The organism is Lysobacter sp. Soil_C_15 (genome assembly GCF_057657315.1).
In genome coordinates, this window is record NZ_JBDGIR010000005.1 from 200009 (window position 1) to 219340 (window position 19332).

A 19332-nucleotide genomic window follows, 5' to 3' on the forward strand; every position below is an offset into this window, starting at 1 on the left:
CCTCGCGGCCCGTTTTTCTTTTCGGTTTGGCCGCGCCCGCGGAGCGAGCTAGGGTCGGCGCCCCAGGCGCTTGGCCATCTCGCCCAGCGAACGCATCGCCGCGCTCATGCGCGCGTCCAGCGGGTAGCCGCAGCTGAGCCGGACGTGGTGGCGGTAGTCGCCGCGGTTGGAGAACAGATGCCCGGGCAGGATGCCGATGCCGGCGGCCAGCGCGGCTTCGAACAAGGCCTGGCCTTCGACCCGTTCGGGCAGCTCCACCCACAGGGTCACGCCGCCGGCGGGCTCGGCCACGCAGGTGCCGTCGGGCCAGTGCTCGAGCACGGCCTGGCGATAGGCCTGGGCGTTGTCGGCCAGGGCGCGCCGCAAGCGGCGCAGGCCGCGCTCCATGTCGTGGCGGGCCAGGTAGTCGATCAAGGCCATCTGCGGCAGCGCCGCGGTGGCCACGGTGGAGAAGCTCTTGGTGCGCAGCAGTTCGACGGTGCGGCGGCCGCCGGTCATCCAACCGACGCGCAGGCCGGGCGAGAGCATCTTCGAATACGAGCCGCACACCACCACGTGCTCGCCGTCGTCGTAGCGCCGCATCGGCGAAGGCCGCTGGCCGGAGTACGCCAGTTCCCCGTACAGGTCGTCTTCGATGACGATGGTGCCGTGGGCGGCGCAGGCGGCGACCAGCTCGCGCTTGGCCGCCTCGCTGGTGAGGCTGCCGAGCGGATTGTTGAAGTTCGGGATCAGCAAGGCCGCGCGCACCGCATGCCGTTCCAGCAGTTCGCGCGCGTGCGCCGGGTCGATGCCGACGCCGGGGCGGTTGGGGATTTCCAGCACCCGCAGGCCGTGCGCGGCCACCGCCTGCAGCAGGCCGTGATAGGTCGGCGTTTCCAGGATGACGATGTCGCCGGGGCGGGTGAGGCTGCGCAGGGTCAGGCTGATCGCCTCCATCGCGCCGGCGGTGATCACGATCTCGTCCGGGTCCAGCTCCACCCCGCACTGGCCGTAGCGCTGGGCGATCAGTTCGCGCAGCGGGCGCAGGCCCTGCGGCGGCGCGTAGTTCAGCGCGGTGTCCGGATCGCGGCGCAGGGCGCGGGTCACCGAAGCGGCGAGCGCGGCGTTGGGCAGCAGCGACATCGCCGGCGAGGCCGAATGCAGCGGCACCAGATCGTGGCGCGCCTGCACGTCGAGCACGCCGAGCAGGGCCGGGTTGCGCACCGGCATCGGCGCGCGCGCGAGGTGGCGCATGCGCCCGGCGCGCGGCGCCGGCGCGCTGGCCGCGCGCACGTAGTAGCCCGAGCGCGGACGCGCCTCGATCAGGCCTTCGCGCTCGAGTTGCTGGTAGGCCTCGACCGCGGTGGCCAGGCTGATGCGCTGGTCGCGGCCGAGTCGGCGCAGCGAGGGCAGACGTTCGCCGGCGCGCAGCACGCCGCGTTGGATCTGCCGGCGCATGCGCTCGGCCAGGCGTTCGTAGAGCAAGTCCTGGGACATTCCTGAGCCTCGCAACGATCGAAGCCCCCCTCCCGCATGCGGGAGAGGGGTTGGGGTGAGGGCCGGCAAGCGTCCGAGAAATCCCAGCGCCCGTGAGCGCCCTCGCCCCGGTCCTCTCAGCTCCGCACTTCCTTCGGGCGCCGCAAGCGGGAGAGGGCGACAAGAGCGGATCTGTACCGGTCGAAATCGATCCTAACTGAATCTGTATCGGTCCGCAGCGCCCGCCTACCCTGGTTTTCCCCGCCGTTCCCGGCGCCCTGCGCCTCACCGCCCATGAGCACCGTCGCCGCCTCCACCGCGCCCGCCGCCGATTCGCGAGGCGCCCTGATCCAGTTGCTGGTCGCCGAGTTGCTGATCGGGTCGGTCGGCGTGTTCGTCCACGAGAGCGGACAGGACGCGATCACCGCGGTGCTGTTCCGCTGCGTGTTCGGCTGCGTGTTCCTGATCGCCTGGGGCAGCGCGCGCGGCCTGTTCCGCGGCCTGCTCGGCGAACGCGCGCTGATCCGCTCGGCGATCCTCAGCGGTGTGCTGCTGGTGCTGAACTGGGTCGCCCTGTTCGCCGGCATGGCGCGCTCGTCGATCGGCGTGGCGACCATGGTCTACCACTTCTTCCCGTTCGTGGTCCTGGGCATGGCGGCGCTGTTCTACGGCGAACGCACCCGCGCCGCCGACCTGGGCTGGACCGCGATCGCCTTCGTCGGCGTGCTGTGCTCGGCCGACCCGTTCAAGCTCTGGAGCAGCGCCGGCAGCGGCTATCTGATCGGCGTCGGCCTGACCTTCGTCGCCGCGATCCTGTGCGGCGCCTCGCTGTTGCTGTCGCGCAAGATCAGCCGCGAACGGCCGCTGGCGGTGGTGCTGATCCAGTGCCTGGTCGGGGTGCTGATGCTGGCGCCGCTGGCCGACTACGCCGCGGTGTGGAAACCCGGCTCGCACTGGTTCTGGCTGGCCGGCCTGGGCCTGATCCACAGCGGCGTGTGCTACGTGCTGTTCTATTCCTCCTACCCGCGCCTGCAGGTGGCGACGATCGCGGTGGTCGCCTTCATCTACCCGGTGATCGCGCTGCTGCTGGACTATCTGATCTACGGCCACGCGCTGGCGCCGGTGCAGAGCCTGGGCGTGGCCTTGATCGTGCTCGGCACGCTCGGGGTAAATCTGAAATGGCAGTGGCGCCGGGCGCGGCCGGCGCGGGCCTGAGCGGCGCGGGCTTCAGCGGCGCAGGCTTCAGCGGCGCCGATCGGGCGCCGTCGCGGGCATGCCGGCAAACGCTTTACTCGACCCGGTCCGCTCTCGACGCGGATCAGCGGGCTTGCCGCTCGCCGCGCAAGGATGCGCCGGCGGGGACTTTATCGGCGTCGTGCGGCCGGGCGCTCCGCCCGGTCGATTCGCTCAGCCGGTCTGGACCAGCCGCCAGGCGCCTTCGACGTGGGACTCGACCCGCGCCCACGGCACCGGCTCGCGCCCGCGCAGGCGTTCCCAACCGGCGGCGAGCTGATCGCAGATGTCTTCCCAATGGCGTTCGCCGTGGTGGGCGCGCGCGCCCAGGCCGTAGGCGATCGCCAGTTCGCGCACCCGATGCGGAATCGAGCCGTCCGCGCCCGGATCGGCGCCTTGAAACGACCGCGGCGGCGCCGCGCAGAGCCAATCGACATCCGTATGCGTCATGGGCGAAATCCGTTGGCATTGCTCTTGCATCCGAACAATATCGTCTTTACGTGAAGACAAGCGCGGCCAAATCCGGCCAACGCACACAGCGATCGCGAACTCAGTCGCAAACACGCAAAGCGGCGACGCCGAAAGCTTTCATTTCGGCGTGGATCACGTGCGCATTGCGATGCGAATCTGAACCACGGGTGCGCGGCATCCTGAATCGACGTGCGTGCCGTCACGGCCGCGCAAACAAAAAAGCGCCGCCCGGGCGGGCGGCGCCGCGAGCGCGACCTGCGCGCTCAACCCTTGATGCAGACCACCTGGCGCAAGGTGTGGACCACCTCGACCAGGTCAGACTGCGCCGCCATCACCGCCTCGATCGGCTTGTACGCTGCGGGCGATTCGTCGACGACCGCCGCGTCCTTGCGGCATTCCACGTGGGCCGTGGCCTCGCGGTGCTGTTTGAGGGTGATCGTCCGCCGCGCCTCGGCGCGGCTCATCAACCGGCCGGCGCCGTGGCTGCAGCTGTGGAAGCTGTCCGCGTTGCCCTTGCCGCGCACGATGTAGCTGCGCGCGCCCATGCTGCCGGGGACGATGCCGAGCTCGCCCTCGCGGGCGCTGACCGCGCCCTTGCGGGTCACCCACAGCGATTCGCCGAAGTGCTGCTCGCGCTGGACGTAGTTGTGGTGGCAGTTGACCGCGGTCTTCTCCAACTGGAACTTCGGCAGCTGGATCCGCATCGCGTGCAACACCCGTTCCATCATCGCCTCGCGGTTGTGGCGGGCATAGTCCTGCGCCCAGCCGACCGCTTCGACGTAGTCCTCGAACAGCGGCTCGCCCTCGAGCAGGAAGGCCAGGTCCTTGTCCGGTAGATGGAAGCCGAGCACGCGCCGCTCCAGCTTGATCCGCGCCAGCTCGATGAAGTAGCTGCCGATCAGGTTGCCGGTGCCGCGCGAGCCGGAGTGCAGCATCACCCACACCGCGCCGGCCTCGTCCAGGCAGACCTCGATGAAGTGGTTGCCGCCGCCGAGCGTGCCGATCTGCTTGTCGAGCTTGTCGGTGCGCAGCTTGCGGTGCTTGGCGTGGATCGCGTCCAGCCGCGTCGCCAGCCCGGACTTGGCCAGGCGGGTGGCATGGCTGTCGGGCAGGCGGCGGTGTTCGCCGCCGCGGCCGTTGCCGACCGGGACGCAGTGCTCGATCGCCGAGCGCAGCTTGGCCAGGCTGTCGGGCAGGTCCTTGGCGCGCAGGCTGGTGCGCACCGCGGCCATGCCGCAGCCCAGGTCGACGCCGACCGCGGCCGGGATGATCGCGCCGCGGGTCGGCACCACCGAGCCCACGGTCGCGCCCTTGCCCAAGTGAGCGTCGGGCATCACCGCGATCCAGGGGCCGACGTGGGGCAGGGCGGCGAGGTTGCGCAGCTGTCGCCGCGCCCCTTCGTCGACCGCGACCCCGCGCACCCAGCCCTTGACCGGGACCGAGCCTTCCTCGGCGTGCAGCAGTTCGTAGCTTGATGTACTCATGTCAGTGTTCCTTGTGCAGTGCGCCGGTGCGGATCGGTCCGCGGTACTTGCCCACGCGCCGCGGGCGGCGTGGAGCGGGCGCGTCGTAGGCGTCCGGCAGGTCGTCGTTGTTCAATCCGTGTTCGAGCAGCTCCGCCCGTCCCAGCTGGCGTTTGCGCTGCGCGTACAGGTCGCCGCGACCGTACAGGCTCTCGCGCCGTACCTTGCACTCGCTCGCCTGTCGGCCGAGCACCGCGTCGTAGGCGAACGCCCGCACGGTGGCGTGCGGGCCGTGCCGGGGCTGGCGCTGCCAGGCCGGCGGCACGGGCGCCAGTTCGATCGCATACCAGACGCCATCGATACGGCGCAGTTGGGCGGTCGGTCCGAGCTTGCGCACGTCCGGTTCCAGGCCGCGTTGGCGCAGCTGGACCGCCCGGGCATGGACCCGCTTGCGTTCGAGCTGTGCGCGCAGCGCCGCTTCGTTGCGCATCAGGCAACCGCTGTCCGGGCACACGTACAGATCGTGCCAGGATTCGGCCAAGGCCGTCAGGCCGCCGTAGCGGCGCATCGCCTGCAGTTCGCCGTCGATACGCTGCACGCGCATCGCAACGAAATCGTCGATGTGCTGGTGGATGTGCTGTTGCACGGTGTTGCGCCGGTCGACGCGCTGGCACAGCTCCGAATAGACGAAGTCCCAGCGTCGCCCGACCTGTCGGTCGAGGTAGCGCTTGAGCGGATTGAGGTTTTCGTTGAGCCACTTGCGATTGCTGTGGCGGTGTTTCATGCCCTCTTGATGGGGATGGTCCTCGGGATCGCGCGGCGGGCGCGTGCGGGCCTGGGGGCCGCCGCCGCGGCGCGGTCGTTCGACGATCACTTTGTACATGTCGTTGCGCATAGTCGTTTGGTCCGATAGTCCGTCGCCGGCGCAGCGCGCACGGCGACGCTGGCCGCTCCCGCAGGAGCGGCGTGCGTTTAGGGCTTGGGGCCCCGGCGCTATCGGAATCCGGACGGCGGCGCCGCCCGGTCCTGCTTTCAGCCGTGGCCCTTGAGGCTGACCAGTTGCTTCATGACTCCCTCCAGACCGCCGAACACGGTCAACTTGTCGATCTTCTCGGTGATCTTCTCCAGCGCCTCGAGCTCCTTGAGCCGCATCAGCACCGGGCTGTCCTCGATCAGCTTGGCGGTGTTGAGCAGGCTGCGGGTCGCGTTCGCCTCCTCGCGGCGGCGGATCACGTTGGCTTGAGCCGTCTTTTCCGCCTGCACCACGCCGTTGAGGATCTCCTTCATCTCGCCCGGCAGGATCACGTCCTTGACGCCCACGCCGAGCACCTCGATGCCGAACTGGCCGACCTGGCCGCGCACGTAGCCGAAGATGTCGGCGTCGAGCGAGGCCTTGTCGCCGAGCAACTCGTCCAGGCTCTTGGCCGAGACCGCCTTGCGCAAGCCATACTGCAACTCGCGGTAGACATGCTCGGCGTACTTGGCGACGCGGGTGCGCGCGGCGACCGGGTCGGTCACGCGCAGGCTCGCGGCCAGGTTGACGCGCAAGGAGACCTTGTCGCGGGTCAGCAGCTCCTGGCCCGACACCTCCATCGCCTGTACGCGCAGCTCCACGGTCTCGACCGCGACGTTCTTGCGCAGGTTCCAGAACGCGTAGGCGCCCGGCGCCAGTTCGCGCACCAGAGTGCCGTCGACGAACAACAGGCCGGCGGACTCGGAGGGCACGTTGCCGGCGACGGCGACGCGCTCCAGCCAACCGATCTGGCGCAGGCCATCGACGATCTCGCGCTCGATCTCCAGGCCCTCGCCCAGCGCGATCGCGCGGATCTTCACCTGGCCCAGGCCCTTCCAGTACAGGCGGCGAGTGCCGGGATTGAGCACATCGGCGATGCGGCCGTTGCGCAGCATCAGGCCGACCTCGTCGCTGCCGATGTCGGCCAGGACGAAGTCGTCGTACAGGCGCTCGGCCAGGCCGGCGATCAGCGCCTCGCCGTCGTTGCCGCTGTATTGCGGCTGGACGATGGCGTGGACGACCAGCTCGAGTTCGTTGCCGAAGTCGGTCAGCTTGTGCACGCCGGGACCGAGCACGCGCTCGATGCGACGGTTGCGGTACACCAGGACGCGCTCGGCATCGCCGACCACGACCTTCTTGATCCAGAACATGATGAGTCTCCTTGTCGTTCCGGTGATCCGATCCGTGGTGAGCTGCCGCAGCGACCGAATCGGTTCGTCGCCGGGCGTGGTGGGCGGCGCGCTGGCGTGCGCCGCGGAATAAGTGGAAACGCCCCGACGTCGTCGCTGCGGGGCCGGCGTGCTGCCTGCGGGGCCGGTGCGGGCTCGCCGCGGCGACGTTCCCTGTCGCTGCGGGCGGGCGTCGTACCGCAGACCGCGTCGAGGACGCGGGTCCGGCATCGTCGCCGTTGCGGCGTTCCTTGGCGCGCCCCAGGCCGGCGGCGCGTTGCGGAACGCCGCTCGGGGCGTTTCCTGGTGCGGAACTTTCGTTCCTATTTCTAAGCCGTCGTGAAAGGACGGTGGACAGCGGGAGTCGAACCCGCGACCAACAGCACCCTAAGCTGTCGCTCTACCCAACTGAGCTATATCCAAGAGACGACGCATCGGATTCGAACCGATGACCTGACGGCTTGCGCCGCCCGCTCCACCATTGAGCTAGCGTCGACGAGAAACATCCCGACGCGGACTTCGGCATACGCCACGGCACAGCCGCGCGCACCGGACGGGAACGAACCCGTACCGCTGTAGTCCTGGCCTTGCGGATGCTTCGTATTGCCGCCTGTCGCCAGGCGGCAATGCGTTCGGGCGCAAGCGCCCCTGTTCTGCGATTCCTTACGCGCGGCCCGTGCCGAAGCACCGGAGCACGGCGCTGATGCGCCTCATTGGCCTGTCCCCTTTCCTCTCGGATGCTTCGGGGGCGTCTGGAATGGCGGAAATCCTGCCGTTTCCGGCGGTTGTTGGTGATTCCCTTTGCGAGCGCTGAAACGAAAACGCCCCCGGAGTGGAGTCCGAGGGCGTTCGCTGTCCTCGGGAGATCGGGGCGACCGACCTCCCATGGGCGGGAGATCAATCCGGCGTGTGCAGTTCCTGGTGGCGACCGCGCTTCGACGAGGCGCAGTCGAACGACCCGAGGCACAGTGGCCGCGGCGCGTTCTGCATGGCGATGTCGGAGTGGATGAGCATGGGAAGGCGGTCGTTGGAGATTGCGTCGCGAGGACGATGGAGGCGCACGATACTCGTGAGAAATTCGTTATGCAATACCGTTCGTCGCCGCATGAGCGGACGAATGCAGGCGCGATGCGTGTTGGGACGTAGGCGCTGCATGCGCATCGCACATCGAGGGCGAGCATCGAGCCGCGTCGACGGCGAGTCGAACCGGCACTCGGCCGTCGGTGCGGCCGGTGCGCGACATCGTGCTCGACCGCGCTGCGTTCCGGTTCAGTCCGCGCGAAGGCGCGCCAATAGCGCCTGGGTATCCACGACTTCGGCGAATTCCGCATGCAGGGTCGCCAGATGCGCGCGGCTGACGGCGTCGGCGTCGATGCGCCGGCCTTCGGCGTCGACCAGGTCGAAGCAGAAGCAGGCATCGCCGACGACCAGAACGCGATAGCCAAGATTGGCCGCGACCCGCGCGGTGGTCGATACGCACATGTCGGTGCTGATGCCGAACAACACCACCGTGTCGACGCCGAGGCGGCGCAGGCGCAGGTCCAGATCGGTGCCGATGAAAGCGGCGTTGACCGACTTGGTCACCAGCGGCTCGCCCGGCCGCGGTTCGAAGCCGTCGCGGAAGCCGTTGCCCGGATGCGAGGGGTGCAGGGTCGAGTCGGGCAGGACCGAGTCGTGACGGACATGGATCAGCGGCCGGCCGGTTTCGCGCCAGGCGGCGAGCAGGCGTCGGCCGTTGGCTTCCATCGCCGGGTTGTTGCGCGCGCCCCAGGGCGGAAAGTCGAAACCGCGCTGCACGTCGATCGGGATCATCGCGGCAGTAGCGAAGGCGGCAGAAGCCAGGGCGGCGGAAGCGGGGTCGGACATCGGGCGGCTCTCCTGCGGGGCGGCGTTGGTCGAGACGCCACTGTGGGCGCTCGCGCCGGCCGGTCTCAACCCGGCAAAATGCCGGCCAGGCCGACGCGCCTTCCGACCGCGCCCCGCATTGCGACCATGAAGACTCTCGACGATACCGACCGCAAGCTGATCGCCCTGCTGCAGGACAACGCCCGTCTGTCGACCGTCGCCCTGGCCAAGGCGGTCGGACTGGCGCGCAGTTCGGTGCAGGAGCGCCTGCAGCGGCTGGAGTCGGCCGGGGTGATCGCCCAGTACACGCTGCGCTTGGGCAGCGGCGGGGATCCGTTGCGCGCCTGGCTGCTGCTGCGTTACGGCGACGGCTTCAGCTGCGACGACGTGGTGCCGCCGCTGGTCGCGTTGCCGCAAGTGCGCGCGATCCACAGCGTCGCCGGCGAGATCGACCTGATGGTGCTGGTGGAAACCGTCGGACCCGGCGAACTGGCGGACCTGCGCGAACGGGTCGCGGCCTTGAAGGGCGTGGACGACGTGACCACGCTGCCGGTGTTGCGCACCGCGTTGGAGCGGGGCTGAGTGTTTCGTAGCCGCTACTCCGACTCCACCCCGGCCAGGTTCAACACCCAGTCCGGGGTTTCCGGTTCGCCGGCGAAGAACGTCGCCGGCTTGCGTTCGCCGATCGCCCAGCGGTGCAGCCAGCTCGGTCCGGCCGGGCCGAGGTAGGCGTCGGCGCGCTGGTAAGCTCGGTCGCGCAGCGCTTCGTCGAGGCCGACGAAACGGTAGCCGCGTTTGCGCGCCATCGCGATCAGCTCGCCGTAGGTATCGGCGTTAAGCAGGTTGGCGTGGATCAACCACACCTGCGGCAGGTTGTAGCCGAGCAGGGCGATCGATTGCCGCTCGTAGTAGTCGAGCTTGGCGCCCATGTAGCGCAGGTAGTCGCGGCGCAGGCGCGCCTTGAGCCGGGCGTCGCCGCGCTGGTCCAGGCGCAGGTAGGCGCCGGCCCAGATCCAGTCGGCGTTGTCGACCGTCACCGGGGCGATGCGGTAGCCGTGATCGGCGAGAAAAGCCTGCAGGGCGGCCTTGTCCTCGGCGCTGCGACCCGCGCGCAGATAGGGATGGCGGAACCAGCGCGGCGCCGGCTGCGATTTCTCGCCCGCCAGCGCCTTGAGTTGGCGCTCGCCGCGCAGGATGTCGGCCTGGTAGGCCTGCAGCCCGACCGCGTGCAGGTCGGAATGGCCGTAGCTGTGGTTGCCCAGTTCGGCTCCGGCATCGCGCCAGTCGCGCAGCATCTGCAGGCGCTCGGGATCGATCCGGCCGCGGTCTTCGAGCTTGCCTTCGTTGACGAAGCCGACCACCGGCGCGCCGGCGCGGGCGACCGCTGCGACCAGGCGCCGGTGTCCGGGCAGGACCTCGATGGTGGGAACCTCGGGCAAGGGCACCCAGGGCAGGTCGTCGACGGTCAGGGCGATGCGCCGGTCCAGCGGCGGCGCGGCGACCGCGCTGGCCGCGGCGGCAAGACTCAGGATCAGGCTCAGGATCGCAGCACGGCCCCACGGGGCCGCGGCGGACGGAAACGGACGCATGCGGGGTTCTCGGCGGACGACGCGGCGATCATCGCCGCGCCGGAGCCCCATGCCTAGCGAACTGCGGCAAGACCGCGGCGAGTGTCGACCGCGGTCCGCCTGGCTTGCGATGGCGGTCGCGTCAGCTCAGCCGGCGCGAGACGAAGTAGTACGCCAGGTTGCCCAGGCCGCAAGCGGCGAGCAGCACCGCGACCATGCCCGGGGTGACCTCGCGCCAGCCGGCGCCCTCGATGATGCCGAACGCGGCGGCCAGCAGGACCAGGACGATGCCCCAGCGCAGCGCGCCGTGGCGGCGGCGCTGGTCTTCGTCGCGGGCCATCGAGCGCAGCAGCTCGTCGGCGCCGCCGGTGGACAGCAGCTTGCTGCGGAAGCGCGCCTCGACGGCGATCTTGATCGCCATGACGATGCAGATGAACAGGGTGATCGGAATCAGGACTTCGGGATCCATGGTGCGCCTCGGCAGAGTGGGTCGGGTGGGTTCGAGGCAAGAGATACGGCCGGGCCGGGATCGGTTGCAGCCGGTCCGGCCGGCCCGGGAACCGCCCGGCGTCACGTGTTCAATATGTCGTGTGTCATATTTGGCCGGGTATCGAAGTCACTGCAACCGATCTCGCCATGCCCGCATCCTCGATGAGATGACCGGCGAACCCGACCGTCCCGACCATCCCGACCGCCTGCTGGTGAGCGCCGTGCTCGATCGCGCCCCCGGCGCGTTCGAGCGCCTGGTGCGCGAGTACCAGGGCCTGTGCTGGCACATCATCCAGCGCATGGTCCGGCATCCGGACGATACCCGCGAGCTGTGCCAGGAGGCGTTCCTGCGCGTGCACCAGTGCCTGCACCAGTACCGGCACGAGAGCCCGCTCAAGTCCTGGATCGGCCAGGTCGCCTATTCGGTGGCCAAGCGCCATCTGGAGCGCAAGCGGATCCCGATCGTCGAGGCCGCCGACGACGAGGACGCGCCGTCGCCGCTGGAAAGCGTCAGCGACGGCTTCGACCTGGAGGCGGCCTGCGCCGACGAAGAGATCGCCGCCGGCCTGCACGCCGAGATCGAGGCCCTGCCGCCGTTGCAACGCACCTTGCTGACCCTGTATCACCTGGAAGAACTGCCGATCGGCGAGATCGCCGCGATGACCGGCCTCGCCGAAGGTACGATCAAAAGCCACCTGTTCCGAACCCGGGCCCGGCTGCGCCAGCGCCTGGAAGCCCGGTTGGGAGAATTCGCATGAACCGCACGCCGCCTCCGTTCGATCCTTCCGATGACCGCGATCCCGCCGTCGCCCGCGAGTGGCGGCTGCAGGAACGGGCGATGCGCGACGAGCGCGCCGGCGCGCCGATGGAAGCCGGCGACCCGCGCCTGGCCCAGTACCGGCTGCTCAGCCGGGCGCTGCGCGCGCCGGTGATGGAGCCGATCCCCTACGGCTTCGCCGAGCAGGTCGCGCGTCGCGCGCAAGCCGCGGCGCAGGGCAACGACCGGCTCGAACGCTGGCTGCAGCAGGGGCTGCTGGCCGCGCTGGTGGTGACCGGCTTGGCGGTGGCCGCGCTCGGCAGTGCGCAATGGCTGCCGGCGTTCGCCTCCGCCGCCGGCCTGCTGCCCGACGGCAGCCTGTCCTGGGGGCTGGTGGTGGCCGCCTGCTGCATCGTGACCTGGGGCTGGGACGGCGCGATGCGCAGCGTCGGCCGGGGCCAGGCCTCCGCCCGCGCCGCCTGAGCGCGATCGCGGATCTGCTGCGTCCGCGTCCGTGCGGCCGCACGCCGTGCCGCGCCACGCAAGCGTTTGGTGAAGCGCGACGGTTTCGTCCGCACGCGCGCGGACGCGCGCGCCGGCGCCTGCCGCACAGCGCACGCGCGCTCGAATGCGCGCCGACTGCGGACCGCGATCGGCATGGAAATCGCGTACCGCGACGGGGTACGCAGTTCCGTGCCGGAGCCGGCAGGCGCGTGTCACCCAAGTAACAGCTATCCCCCGACCCCCTAACCAGACTCGCCTCACGTGCTCGACACAGGAGAGGCGAGTGATGGAACGTAACGAAATCGAACAGGGCGATTACGCTGCGGCCGATGCGATGTTCACCGTCGCCTGGCGCGAGAATCTGCCCGAACTGGAAGCGCGCGCGCGGCGATTCGCCGAAGGCCAGCGCGACCGCGCCGAGGAATTGCTCGGCAATACCGCGATGAAGGCGTGGCTGTTCATGCGCAACTCGCCGCAGACGATCACCGACCCGTGCGGCATCCTGTTCGTGGTCATGCGCCATGTCTTTCTCGACAGCGTGCGCCAACGCAACCGCGACCGCGAAGTCTTCGACCGCAACCGCGACATCGACAACGACGCCGCCGGCTTCGCCCACGACGGCCTGTCGGCGCTGCAACGGCTCGAGCTGGACGAGCAACTCGACCGGGTGATCGTCGCGGTATCGAAGATGAGCCGCGAGCAGCGCCGGCTGTTCGCCTACCGATTCATCGACGACCTGCCGTATCCGGAAATCGCCGCGCGGCTGCGCATCAACCAGCCCCTGGCGCGCAAGCGGGTGGAACTGCTGCGAAATCGGCTGCGCAGCGCGGTCGGCGACTGATCCCGATCCGGCGACAAGCCGCGGCCTCCGGCTTCACAAGCCGCCAGGGGCTGCGTTCCACCCGTTAGACCCACGCGACACCGTCATGCGGCTCAGGACGTCGGTCCTGCAGACGTTTCCTCCACCGACCGATCAAGGACAGGCTCATGGCCGCTCCCGATACTCCCGTCAATTCGCAGATCACCGATGCAGTCACCCAGACCAACGTAAAAGTCGTCGCCGAAGCGCCCGCGCAAGCGATCGCCTCGCTATACCAGGTATCCAGCCATTCGGCCGGACTTTCGCTGCAGAACGCGGTGTACAGCCAGCAGGCCCTGAACCAGATCTCGACGGCGGTAGTGTCCAAGGCGGTCGCGCTGATCATGTCGATCGGGGAGAAGTCGTGACGCGCGCCACGCCGATCCGGCGCGCATTCGCCGTGGCGAACCGATAACGCGGGAGAACAGCGATGAGATGGTTCGGCAAGAAGACGACGCCGCCGGCGGCCGCAGCGCCCGCAGCCGCCACGACGGCCGCCGCACCGGCATCGCCGGCCGCGGCGCCCACCCCCGCCGCCGCGGCGCCGTCCGCGCCTGCGGCGGACGCAGCGGCCCCTGCGGCCGCCGTAGCCACCGGGACGGCGGCGACGCCGGCGGCCGCGGCCCCCGCTGCCGCAGCGGCCGATGGCGCGAGCGCTGCCGCCGCCGGCAACGGCGCCAGCACCAGCGGTGCCGCGGCGAGCGGCAGCGGTTCGCCGGCGGGCGCAGGCAATGGCGGCAGCGGTAGCGGTAGCGGAAATGGCAGCGGAAACGCCGGCGGCGGCGATGGCAACGGCGGCAGCGGCAACGGCGGGTCGACGTCCGATACCGGTTCCGCCGCCGCGGCGCCCAAGTCGCCGTTGAGCATGGCCCGCGATCGCGCCGTCGGCCAGGCCGACGCGGCGGCGCCGCCGCCGACCGATGCCTTGAACCAGCAGATCGTCCAGGCGGTGCAGTTCACCAACACCGAAACCGCTTCCTATGCGCCGTCGCAGATCGCGACCGCGCCGGACATGATGATCAGCCAGGCCGCGGGCCTGGTCGCGCAGTCGGCCGCCGGCTACTTCGACGGCATCAGCAAGATCACCCTGGCGGCGCAAGGCATGCTGATGAAACAGCTGACCCAGGACTTGGTCGAAGGCCAGTTGGAAAAGGCCGCCGAAGACGCGCTGGGCATCCTCGCCACCGAGATCCTGATGGGCGCCGCCGCCGCGGTCGCCGCCGCGTCCGGCGCGATGGAGGCCGAGTCGGCCAGCTTCGCCATCGACCGCATCGACCAGAGCATCTCCAAGTACTCCTCGCTGCTGCAGAACCGCAAGAGCTAGGCGTCGCGCCTACCGCCTTGACAGGACCCGGCCATGGCCTACTTCGCTTTGCCCGCGATCGAATTGCCGCGCTACCGCTTCGACTACTACAGCCGTCTGGAAGCGATCCTGCCGGTCGACGCGCCGGCGACGACCGCGAGCGCGTCGCTGATCCTGCCGGTGAGCTATCGCCGCCGGGACGCGGACAGCCAGGCCGAAGTGCAGGCCACGGTCGAGGTGGTGCAGGGCCTGCCGTTGTCGCTGGTCGGCCTGTTCGGCGGCGGCGGCGATGGCGGGCAGCGCGCGCGCGGCCAACTGGCCTTGTTGGTCGGCGCGCTGCGCTCGATGGAGCGGCGCAACCCGCTGGCCGCGCTGGCCGCCAGCGCCGATCGCCGGCGCTACCGGCGCGGCGAATGCGCTGCCGAGAATCTGTACGTGGCTTGTCAGTGCTTGGCCGGGCCGCTCGGATTGGCGTCGGCGGCCGGCGCGGCCGCGACCGACCCGGTGCTGTACCGCAGCGTGCGCCGCGCGCTCGAGCGTTTGCAAAAGCGGGCGTCGGCCGACGGCGCGGCGCGAGCGTCGCAGGCCCTGCTGCCGGCCCTGGAGGAGTTCAACCGGCGGATCTACGACGCCGGCGCCTACACGCCGTTCGAAGACGCCTGCCGCGCGCGTTCGCTGGCGCTGCGCCGTCTGCGCGCCACGCCCGGGGGCGAAAAGCGCTATCTGCAATCGATCGCGATGAGCCTGCGCAGCCTGGAGCAGCAGGGCGTCGTGCATGCCCAGATCGGCGTCGGCGTCGGTCAGGTCGAGGCCGCCAATGCGGTGGTCGCGGCCTACAACGGCGTTCGCCAGACCGCGTACAAGCTGCTGGTGCGGATCGCACCCGGCGCGGCGGGCGCGTTGGGCGAGCGATTGCGGACCCGGATCCTGCCGCTGTTCGAAGCCCCGAGCCTGAGCGAGCTGATCGGGATCGACCTGAGCGGCGGCGGGAACGAGGACTACCGCCAATGGCTGGATTTCCTCGACCGGCAATCGGCGACGCTGGCCCAGTACTTCGGCGGCGCCGCCGGAGCGCGTGCGTTGCAATTGTGCAACCGGGTGGATTGCGGCGCCGGCGCCGGCGTGGCCGCCGACCAGCGTTCGGCGATCGGCTATGCCATGGCCTATGCGCGGCAGTTGCCGGACGCCGGCTTCTATCGCGCCTATGCCGGCCAGGTGTCGGCCGCGCAAGCGCTGGAGCGCGGCGATACCGCGGCGGGCGTGTTCGATGCTCTGTTCCGCGACGCCACGCTGAGCCTCGACGGCTTGGCCCTGCGCCGCTACCGCGCCGACGGCGAACCCTGCCGCGCCCTGGTCGCGCAGGCCGGCCGGCGCGACACCATGGCGCTGTGCGAGGCGCTGGACCGGCCGCTGCCGGGCGTGGACGGGGCCGATGCGGCGGCCCCGGCCGGTTCCGCCACTGCGGCGGGTACGGCGACGGCGCCGGCCAGCGCCTACGCGACGTTGGCCGCGACCCAGGCCCCGTTCGGCTTCCGCCTCGGCCCGGCCGCTGACGGCCGAAGCTACTTCGGCGCCCGATATCCGCTATTCGCCTTCGACACCCGTCTGCAGGCCGTCGCCTTCGATGCCTTCGAGCCGGCCCCGGGCGGCCGTCTGGGTTATGTCGACACCGATGCGCTGCAGGCCCTGAGCGACCGGCTGATGCTGTTCGGATTGCAGGCGCTGGCCCCGGCGCAGCTCGACGCCCTGACGCAGCTGGTGCGCGGCGCCGATTCGCTCGCCGACCTGTTGAGCCAGGGCCAGGGCGTGCTGCAGCCGATGCTGGCGGCGGCGCTGGCGCCGATCGGCCCGGCGCTGAGCGCGGACCAGGGCTACGCCGCTTTCTCCGCCCTGGTCGAGGCGATGGCCGGCGGCAGCGCCTTGCGCAGCCTGTGGTTCGCCGCCCTGGCGCGGGCCTTGAACCTGTTCATCAACTGGCGCGCCTACCTGCTCGCCAGCGGCGGCCAGGGCGCGGCGCAGAACGACGTCCAGGAAGCGTTCCTGCGCACGGTGCTGCTGCTGGCCTATGCGCTGGTGCCGCTGGACGCCGGCGCGCAGAGCCAGGTCGGCGAGCAGCTGCAGCAACTGGTCGGCGCCGTCGCCGCCGCGTACTGGCAGACCAGCGTCGGCCCGTTGGCCGCCGTCGCCGACCCGCGCACCCGCACCGCGACCATCGCCGGCTACAAGGCGCCGGGCTCGGTCGTCACCGTCACGCGCGATGCCGCGCCGGCCTGATCGGCAACCGCATTGCGTATCGAATCCCTTGTAAGACCGGAGTTGGCCATGGACGAGAATCTGCGCTGCCTGCTGCACATGGAACTGGAGGGGCTGTTCGATCCGCGCGCGCCGGCCGCGGCAGCGCCGGAGCGCGCGCCGTCGCCGGCCGCGGCGGACCAGGCCGATGCAGGGTCGGACGATGCGAGGCTGGCCGACGCGGTGTGCGCGCGGCTGCGCCAGCCCGAGATGCGCGCGACGCTGGGACGGCTGGCCACGCAACTGGGGCTGCACTGATGGCGCGTACCGAGCAGACCGCGCAGCCGCCCGCGCCGCCGCCGGCCGCGCCCGCCGCCGCGCCCGCGCCGGTCGCCGAGACGCCGGGCGAGCTGGATCGCCAGATCGGCGTGTTCGCGCAGAAGTGGTTCGACTTGCAACTCGATCCGGAGAAATGCCGCCAGGTCGCGGCCCTGCTGAGCGCGTCGAACGCCTCCGGCGCAGCGCAGACGCGCGCGCCGGATTCCGCCACGGCCGTGCAGGCCAAGGCGGTCAGCGTAGTCGACGCCGGCCGCGAACGGATCCAGAAAGTGATCCAGCAAGGCCTCGCCCGCACCCAGGACACGGTGCGCAGCGCGACCCAATCCGAACGCGAAGCCGAAGCCAACATCCTCGGCGCGGTCGAGCGCGCCACCTCGCTGGAAGACCTGCGCCTGCCCAAGCCGCGGGTCGGCGACGAGTCGGTGCAGCCGCCGCTGGCGCAGTTCGCGCATCAGTTGCAACGGCTGATCCGGGCCGAAGTCGACACCTGCTTCCAGCAGCAGTTCGCGCCGCTGGCGCAGCAGCTGCAATCCGTCATCGAAGCCGCGCGCAGCAAGGGACTGCTGCCGGGGCAAGCAGATTCCGATCCCTCGGAGCCGTCGCGATCCGGGCCGGAAAACCAAGGCGGCGCCGCGAAAAACGCCGCGAAACCCGATCCGAACAACAATCAAAACAACGCCGGCACGGCGCCATGATCGGCTTCACAACGCGATGGACGCTTCGTTACTAACCAACGTACGGCATGGGCCGTACACCACTTCAAGGAGTTCAACATGGCTTTCCCGACCGCCGTCAACGACCAAATCACCGATGCCGTCACCCAGTCCAACGTCAAGGTCATCGGCGAAGCGCCCGCCTTCGCGATGGGCTCGATCTACCAGTCGATGGCGCACTCGACCAGCATCCTGTTCGAGAACGCGGTGTCGGCGCAGCAGCAGCAGAACACGCTGTCGCAGGCCGCGACCAACCAGGGCGTGATGCAGATCTACACCGTCGACACCACCGCCGCCGCCGGCGCCACCGAGAAGGTCGCCCAGACCGGCGTGTCCGACAACCTGACCAGCCTGCTGACCGTGCTCAACGCGTTCAAGTAAGCCGAACGGTCCGACCGTTTAGATCGGCCGCTGGGCGCCGGTCAGGAAGTTCCGCTGCCGCCGGCGTCCGCGTCCGATCCGTTTTTCGCTAATCGCCAATCGAGGACCTTGTTATGGCTTACCCTACCGCAGTCAACAATCAGATCACCGACGCCGTCACCCAGTCCAACGTCAAGGTCGTCGGCGAAGCGCCGGCCTTCGCGATGGGCTCGATGTTCCAGGCCGCCGCGCACTCCACCAGCATCCTGTTCGAGAACGCGGTGTCGGCGCAGCAGCAGCAGAACTCGCTGTCGCAGGCCGCCGCCAACCAGGGCGTGATGCAGATCTACACCGTCGATACCACCGCCGCCGCGGGCGCGACCGAGAAGATCGCCCAGACCGGCGTGGCCGACAACCTGACCAGCCTGATGACCGTGCTGAAGGCGTTCAAGTCGCCGTACGGCTCGTAAGCAGCGCCAAGCGATGCCGGTCCGCTACGGCGCCGGCATCGTTACGGCTCCCGCACCGGCGCGCAGGCGCGCGCCGCGGCGACGCCGAGCCGATCGCCGGGCCTGCGTCGTCCAGCTTCCATCGCTGGGCTTCGATCGCTCAGTCCCGGCCGCCGTATGACGTCCTCGCTGCGGGCGTCGAAGGCAGACGAAACACCAAGGGGGGCGTTATGGAATCCGCAACCGGCCGCTGCCGCGGCCGTCTCGTGGCCGCATCGACGGCCGCGCGGTACCCGCTATGGGCATGAGCGCCGACGACGGCGTCGCGGTCCGGCGCAGGCGCTGGGGACTGGATCGCTGCAGCCTGCTGCGCGGCTTGCCGCCGGCGCTGCTCGACCAGATCGCCCGCCACGCCAGCGAAGTCAACTTGGAAGAAGGACACGCGCTGTTCTTCAAGAACGATCCCAGCGACTTCCTCGCCTTCATCGTCCATGGCCGCATCTACAAGCTGCTGTACGGGCCGGACGGGCAGGAGCTGATCGTCGATACGATCGAAAGCGGCGAGACCGTCGACGAGACGCCGCTGCTGGATGCGCATCCGCACACCTTCACCGCGGTGGCCTACAGCCCGACCCGGGTGCTGCTGCTGGCGCGCCGTCACTTTCCGCTGCTGACCGCCGATGCGATGGTGCTCGAGCGCGCCCACGCCTCGCTGTGCCTGCGCCTGCGCCACGCGGTCGAGAGCCTGGAAACCATGTGCCTGCACCGGCTCGAATCGCGCCTGGCGCGCTATCTGCTGTCGCTGATGCGCACCCAGCCGCATTCGCGCGGCGAGGACTTCGAAGTCGCCTTGCCGCCGACCCAGAGCATCCTGGCGGCGATGGTCAACGCCAGCCGGCCGAAGTTGAACGCGCAATTGCAGACCTGGCACCGCAGCGGCCTGGTCAGCCGCAAGCGCAACATTTTGCGCATCAACGACATCGACCAGTTCCGCTGCAAGGCCTATCTCGGCCGCGAAACCGAGCGCCCGGCGCAGCCGCGCGCGCGCTCGGCGGTCTCGCGGCGCAGCGCCTGACGCGGCTGCGCCGCGCCGGCCGCCGACTCGCTCCGG

At 70.1% G+C, this 19332-nt stretch carries 22 protein-coding genes and 2 tRNA genes; 13 read left to right on the forward strand and 11 right to left on the reverse strand.

Annotated elements, in window-relative coordinates; genetic code table 11:
- Positions 1-48: 48 nt before the first annotated feature.
- Positions 49-1476, reverse strand: coding sequence for an aminotransferase-like domain-containing protein (locus tag AC3A57_RS13670; protein ID WP_487579407.1), 1428 nt, complete (start codon positions 1474-1476; stop codon positions 49-51).
- Between the two features lie 273 nt (positions 1477-1749).
- Here AC3A57_RS13670 and AC3A57_RS13675 point away from each other — a divergent pair, with 273 nt between their 5' ends.
- On the forward strand, positions 1750-2670 hold the full coding sequence (locus AC3A57_RS13675; RefSeq protein WP_487579408.1) for a DMT family transporter: 921 nt from the start codon (positions 1750-1752) through the stop codon (positions 2668-2670).
- Between the two features lie 192 nt (positions 2671-2862).
- On the opposite strand, the gene AC3A57_RS13680 is transcribed toward AC3A57_RS13675, so the two are convergent.
- The 7 genes from AC3A57_RS13680 to AC3A57_RS13710 all read right to left on the reverse strand — a co-directional run bounded on the left by AC3A57_RS13680 (position 2863) and on the right by AC3A57_RS13710 (position 8669).
- Positions 2863-3138 (reverse strand): hypothetical protein, encoded by a 276-nt coding sequence (locus AC3A57_RS13680; RefSeq protein WP_487579409.1) that lies wholly within the window; start codon positions 3136-3138, stop codon positions 2863-2865.
- A gap of 284 nt (positions 3139-3422) precedes the next feature.
- On the reverse strand, positions 3423-4643 hold the full coding sequence (locus AC3A57_RS13685) for an RtcB family protein (protein WP_487579410.1): 1221 nt from the start codon (positions 4641-4643) through the stop codon (positions 3423-3425).
- Between the two features lies 1 nt (position 4644).
- On the reverse strand, positions 4645-5406 hold the full coding sequence (locus tag AC3A57_RS13690; RefSeq protein WP_487579411.1) for a hypothetical protein: 762 nt from the start codon (positions 5404-5406) through the stop codon (positions 4645-4647).
- A 248-nt stretch (positions 5407-5654) separates the two neighbouring features.
- On the reverse strand, positions 5655-6785 hold the full coding sequence (locus tag AC3A57_RS13695) for a slipin family protein (RefSeq protein ID WP_487579412.1): 1131 nt from the start codon (positions 6783-6785) through the stop codon (positions 5655-5657).
- A gap of 367 nt (positions 6786-7152) precedes the next feature.
- Positions 7153-7225, reverse strand: a tRNA-Pro gene (locus tag AC3A57_RS13700).
- Between the two features lie 3 nt (positions 7226-7228).
- Positions 7229-7298 (reverse strand) — tRNA-Cys (locus tag AC3A57_RS13705).
- A 774-nt stretch (positions 7299-8072) separates the two neighbouring features.
- Positions 8073-8669, reverse strand: coding sequence for a cysteine hydrolase family protein (locus AC3A57_RS13710; protein ID WP_487579413.1), 597 nt, complete (start codon positions 8667-8669; stop codon positions 8073-8075).
- 126 nt (positions 8670-8795) lie between these two features.
- Here AC3A57_RS13710 and AC3A57_RS13715 point away from each other — a divergent pair, with 126 nt between their 5' ends.
- Positions 8796-9230, forward strand: a complete 435-nt coding sequence (locus AC3A57_RS13715; RefSeq protein WP_487579414.1) for an Lrp/AsnC family transcriptional regulator — start codon at positions 8796-8798, stop codon at positions 9228-9230.
- Between the two features lie 14 nt (positions 9231-9244).
- On the opposite strand, the gene AC3A57_RS13720 is transcribed toward AC3A57_RS13715, so the two are convergent.
- Together AC3A57_RS13720 and AC3A57_RS13725 are read right to left on the reverse strand one after the other, a co-directional pair.
- On the reverse strand, positions 9245-10237 hold the full coding sequence (locus AC3A57_RS13720) for a polysaccharide deacetylase family protein (RefSeq protein ID WP_487579415.1): 993 nt from the start codon (positions 10235-10237) through the stop codon (positions 9245-9247).
- Between the two features lie 121 nt (positions 10238-10358).
- The gene (locus tag AC3A57_RS13725) at positions 10359-10685 is read right to left on the reverse strand and encodes a hypothetical protein (RefSeq protein WP_487579416.1); all 327 of its coding nucleotides are present in this window, start codon (positions 10683-10685) and stop codon (positions 10359-10361) included.
- Between the two features lie 187 nt (positions 10686-10872).
- Here AC3A57_RS13725 and AC3A57_RS13730 point away from each other — a divergent pair, with 187 nt between their 5' ends.
- From AC3A57_RS13730 to AC3A57_RS13745, 4 genes are all read left to right on the forward strand, one after another.
- On the forward strand, positions 10873-11463 hold the full coding sequence (locus tag AC3A57_RS13730) for an RNA polymerase sigma factor (RefSeq protein WP_487579417.1): 591 nt from the start codon (positions 10873-10875) through the stop codon (positions 11461-11463).
- Complete coding sequence (locus tag AC3A57_RS13735; protein ID WP_487579418.1) at positions 11460-11945, forward strand: hypothetical protein; 486 nt, start codon at positions 11460-11462, stop codon at positions 11943-11945. The genes AC3A57_RS13730 and AC3A57_RS13735 overlap by 4 nt, the downstream gene beginning before the upstream one ends.
- Positions 11946-12252: 307 nt before the next feature.
- Positions 12253-12807, forward strand: coding sequence for an RNA polymerase sigma factor (locus AC3A57_RS13740; protein ID WP_487579419.1), 555 nt, complete (start codon positions 12253-12255; stop codon positions 12805-12807).
- A 146-nt stretch (positions 12808-12953) separates the two neighbouring features.
- Positions 12954-13193: a RebB family R body protein gene (locus tag AC3A57_RS13745; RefSeq protein ID WP_221671192.1), complete on the forward strand. Its 240-nt coding sequence runs from the start codon at positions 12954-12956 to the stop codon at positions 13191-13193.
- Here AC3A57_RS13745 and AC3A57_RS13750 read toward each other — a convergent pair.
- Complete coding sequence (locus AC3A57_RS13750; RefSeq protein ID WP_487579420.1) at positions 13168-13692, reverse strand: hypothetical protein; 525 nt, start codon at positions 13690-13692, stop codon at positions 13168-13170. The two genes, AC3A57_RS13745 and AC3A57_RS13750, sit on opposite strands and share 26 nt — an antisense overlap.
- On the opposite strand from AC3A57_RS13750, the gene AC3A57_RS13755 reads away from it, so the two are divergent.
- The 7 genes from AC3A57_RS13755 (at position 13691) to AC3A57_RS13785 (ending at position 19296) form a co-directional block, all read left to right on the forward strand.
- Positions 13691-14149 carry a hypothetical protein gene (locus AC3A57_RS13755; RefSeq protein WP_487579421.1) on the forward strand — a complete coding sequence of 153 codons (459 nt, stop codon included), beginning with the start codon at positions 13691-13693 and terminating at the stop codon, positions 14147-14149. The two genes, AC3A57_RS13750 and AC3A57_RS13755, sit on opposite strands and share 2 nt — an antisense overlap.
- A 33-nt stretch (positions 14150-14182) precedes the next feature.
- Entirely contained in the window at positions 14183-16402 is a 2220-nt protein-coding gene (locus AC3A57_RS13760; RefSeq protein ID WP_487579422.1) for a hypothetical protein, read from the forward strand.
- 48 nt (positions 16403-16450) lie between these two features.
- Positions 16451-16678, forward strand: coding sequence for a hypothetical protein (locus AC3A57_RS13765; protein WP_487579423.1), 228 nt, complete (start codon positions 16451-16453; stop codon positions 16676-16678).
- The gene (locus AC3A57_RS13770; RefSeq protein ID WP_487579424.1) at positions 16678-17394 is read left to right on the forward strand and encodes a hypothetical protein; all 717 of its coding nucleotides are present in this window, start codon (positions 16678-16680) and stop codon (positions 17392-17394) included. Before AC3A57_RS13765 ends, AC3A57_RS13770 begins: the two co-directional genes overlap by 1 nt.
- A gap of 78 nt (positions 17395-17472) precedes the next feature.
- Positions 17473-17793, forward strand: a complete 321-nt coding sequence (locus AC3A57_RS13775) for a RebB family R body protein (protein ID WP_064747070.1) — start codon at positions 17473-17475, stop codon at positions 17791-17793.
- A gap of 113 nt (positions 17794-17906) precedes the next feature.
- Positions 17907-18242, forward strand: coding sequence for a RebB family R body protein (locus AC3A57_RS13780; RefSeq protein ID WP_221671198.1), 336 nt, complete (start codon positions 17907-17909; stop codon positions 18240-18242).
- A 283-nt stretch (positions 18243-18525) separates the two neighbouring features.
- A complete protein-coding gene (locus AC3A57_RS13785) occupies positions 18526-19296 on the forward strand; it encodes a Crp/Fnr family transcriptional regulator (RefSeq protein WP_487579425.1) in 771 nt (256 codons plus the stop codon).
- Positions 19297-19332 lie beyond the last annotated feature (36 nt).

Bases quoted from the DNA above. Each gene is read 5' to 3' on its own strand.
- AC3A57_RS13715 (WP_487579414.1), top strand. From the start codon at position 8,796: ATGAAGACTCTCGACGATACCGACCGCAAGCTGATCGCCCTGCTGCAG.
- AC3A57_RS13755 (WP_487579421.1), top strand. From the start codon at position 13,691: ATGGCCCGCGATCGCGCCGTCGGCCAGGCCGACGCGGCGGCGCCGCCG.
- AC3A57_RS13785 (WP_487579425.1), top strand. From the start codon at position 18,526: ATGAGCGCCGACGACGGCGTCGCGGTCCGGCGCAGGCGCTGGGGACTG.
- AC3A57_RS13735 (WP_487579418.1), top strand. From the start codon at position 11,460: ATGAACCGCACGCCGCCTCCGTTCGATCCTTCCGATGACCGCGATCCC.
- AC3A57_RS13725 (WP_487579416.1), bottom strand. From the start codon at position 10,685: ATGGATCCCGAAGTCCTGATTCCGATCACCCTGTTCATCTGCATCGTC.
- AC3A57_RS13740 (WP_487579419.1), top strand. From the start codon at position 12,253: ATGGAACGTAACGAAATCGAACAGGGCGATTACGCTGCGGCCGATGCG.
- AC3A57_RS13765 (WP_487579423.1), top strand. From the start codon at position 16,451: ATGGACGAGAATCTGCGCTGCCTGCTGCACATGGAACTGGAGGGGCTG.
- AC3A57_RS13780 (WP_221671198.1), top strand. From the start codon at position 17,907: ATGGCTTACCCTACCGCAGTCAACAATCAGATCACCGACGCCGTCACC.
- AC3A57_RS13730 (WP_487579417.1), top strand. From the start codon at position 10,873: ATGACCGGCGAACCCGACCGTCCCGACCATCCCGACCGCCTGCTGGTG.
- AC3A57_RS13690 (WP_487579411.1), bottom strand. From the start codon at position 5,406: ATGAAACACCGCCACAGCAATCGCAAGTGGCTCAACGAAAACCTCAAT.
- AC3A57_RS13745 (WP_221671192.1), top strand. From the start codon at position 12,954: ATGGCCGCTCCCGATACTCCCGTCAATTCGCAGATCACCGATGCAGTC.
- AC3A57_RS13760 (WP_487579422.1), top strand. From the start codon at position 14,183: ATGGCCTACTTCGCTTTGCCCGCGATCGAATTGCCGCGCTACCGCTTC.
- AC3A57_RS13710 (WP_487579413.1), bottom strand. From the start codon at position 8,669: ATGTCCGACCCCGCTTCCGCCGCCCTGGCTTCTGCCGCCTTCGCTACT.
- AC3A57_RS13720 (WP_487579415.1), bottom strand. From the start codon at position 10,237: ATGCGTCCGTTTCCGTCCGCCGCGGCCCCGTGGGGCCGTGCTGCGATC.
- AC3A57_RS13775 (WP_064747070.1), top strand. From the start codon at position 17,473: ATGGCTTTCCCGACCGCCGTCAACGACCAAATCACCGATGCCGTCACC.
- AC3A57_RS13680 (WP_487579409.1), bottom strand. From the start codon at position 3,138: ATGACGCATACGGATGTCGATTGGCTCTGCGCGGCGCCGCCGCGGTCG.
- AC3A57_RS13670 (WP_487579407.1), bottom strand. From the start codon at position 1,476: ATGTCCCAGGACTTGCTCTACGAACGCCTGGCCGAGCGCATGCGCCGG.
- AC3A57_RS13685 (WP_487579410.1), bottom strand. From the start codon at position 4,643: ATGAGTACATCAAGCTACGAACTGCTGCACGCCGAGGAAGGCTCGGTC.
- AC3A57_RS13750 (WP_487579420.1), bottom strand. From the start codon at position 13,692: ATGCTCAACGGCGACTTGGGCGCCGCGGCGGCGGAACCGGTATCGGAC.
- AC3A57_RS13695 (WP_487579412.1), bottom strand. From the start codon at position 6,785: ATGTTCTGGATCAAGAAGGTCGTGGTCGGCGATGCCGAGCGCGTCCTG.
- AC3A57_RS13675 (WP_487579408.1), top strand. From the start codon at position 1,750: ATGAGCACCGTCGCCGCCTCCACCGCGCCCGCCGCCGATTCGCGAGGC.
- AC3A57_RS13770 (WP_487579424.1), top strand. From the start codon at position 16,678: ATGGCGCGTACCGAGCAGACCGCGCAGCCGCCCGCGCCGCCGCCGGCC.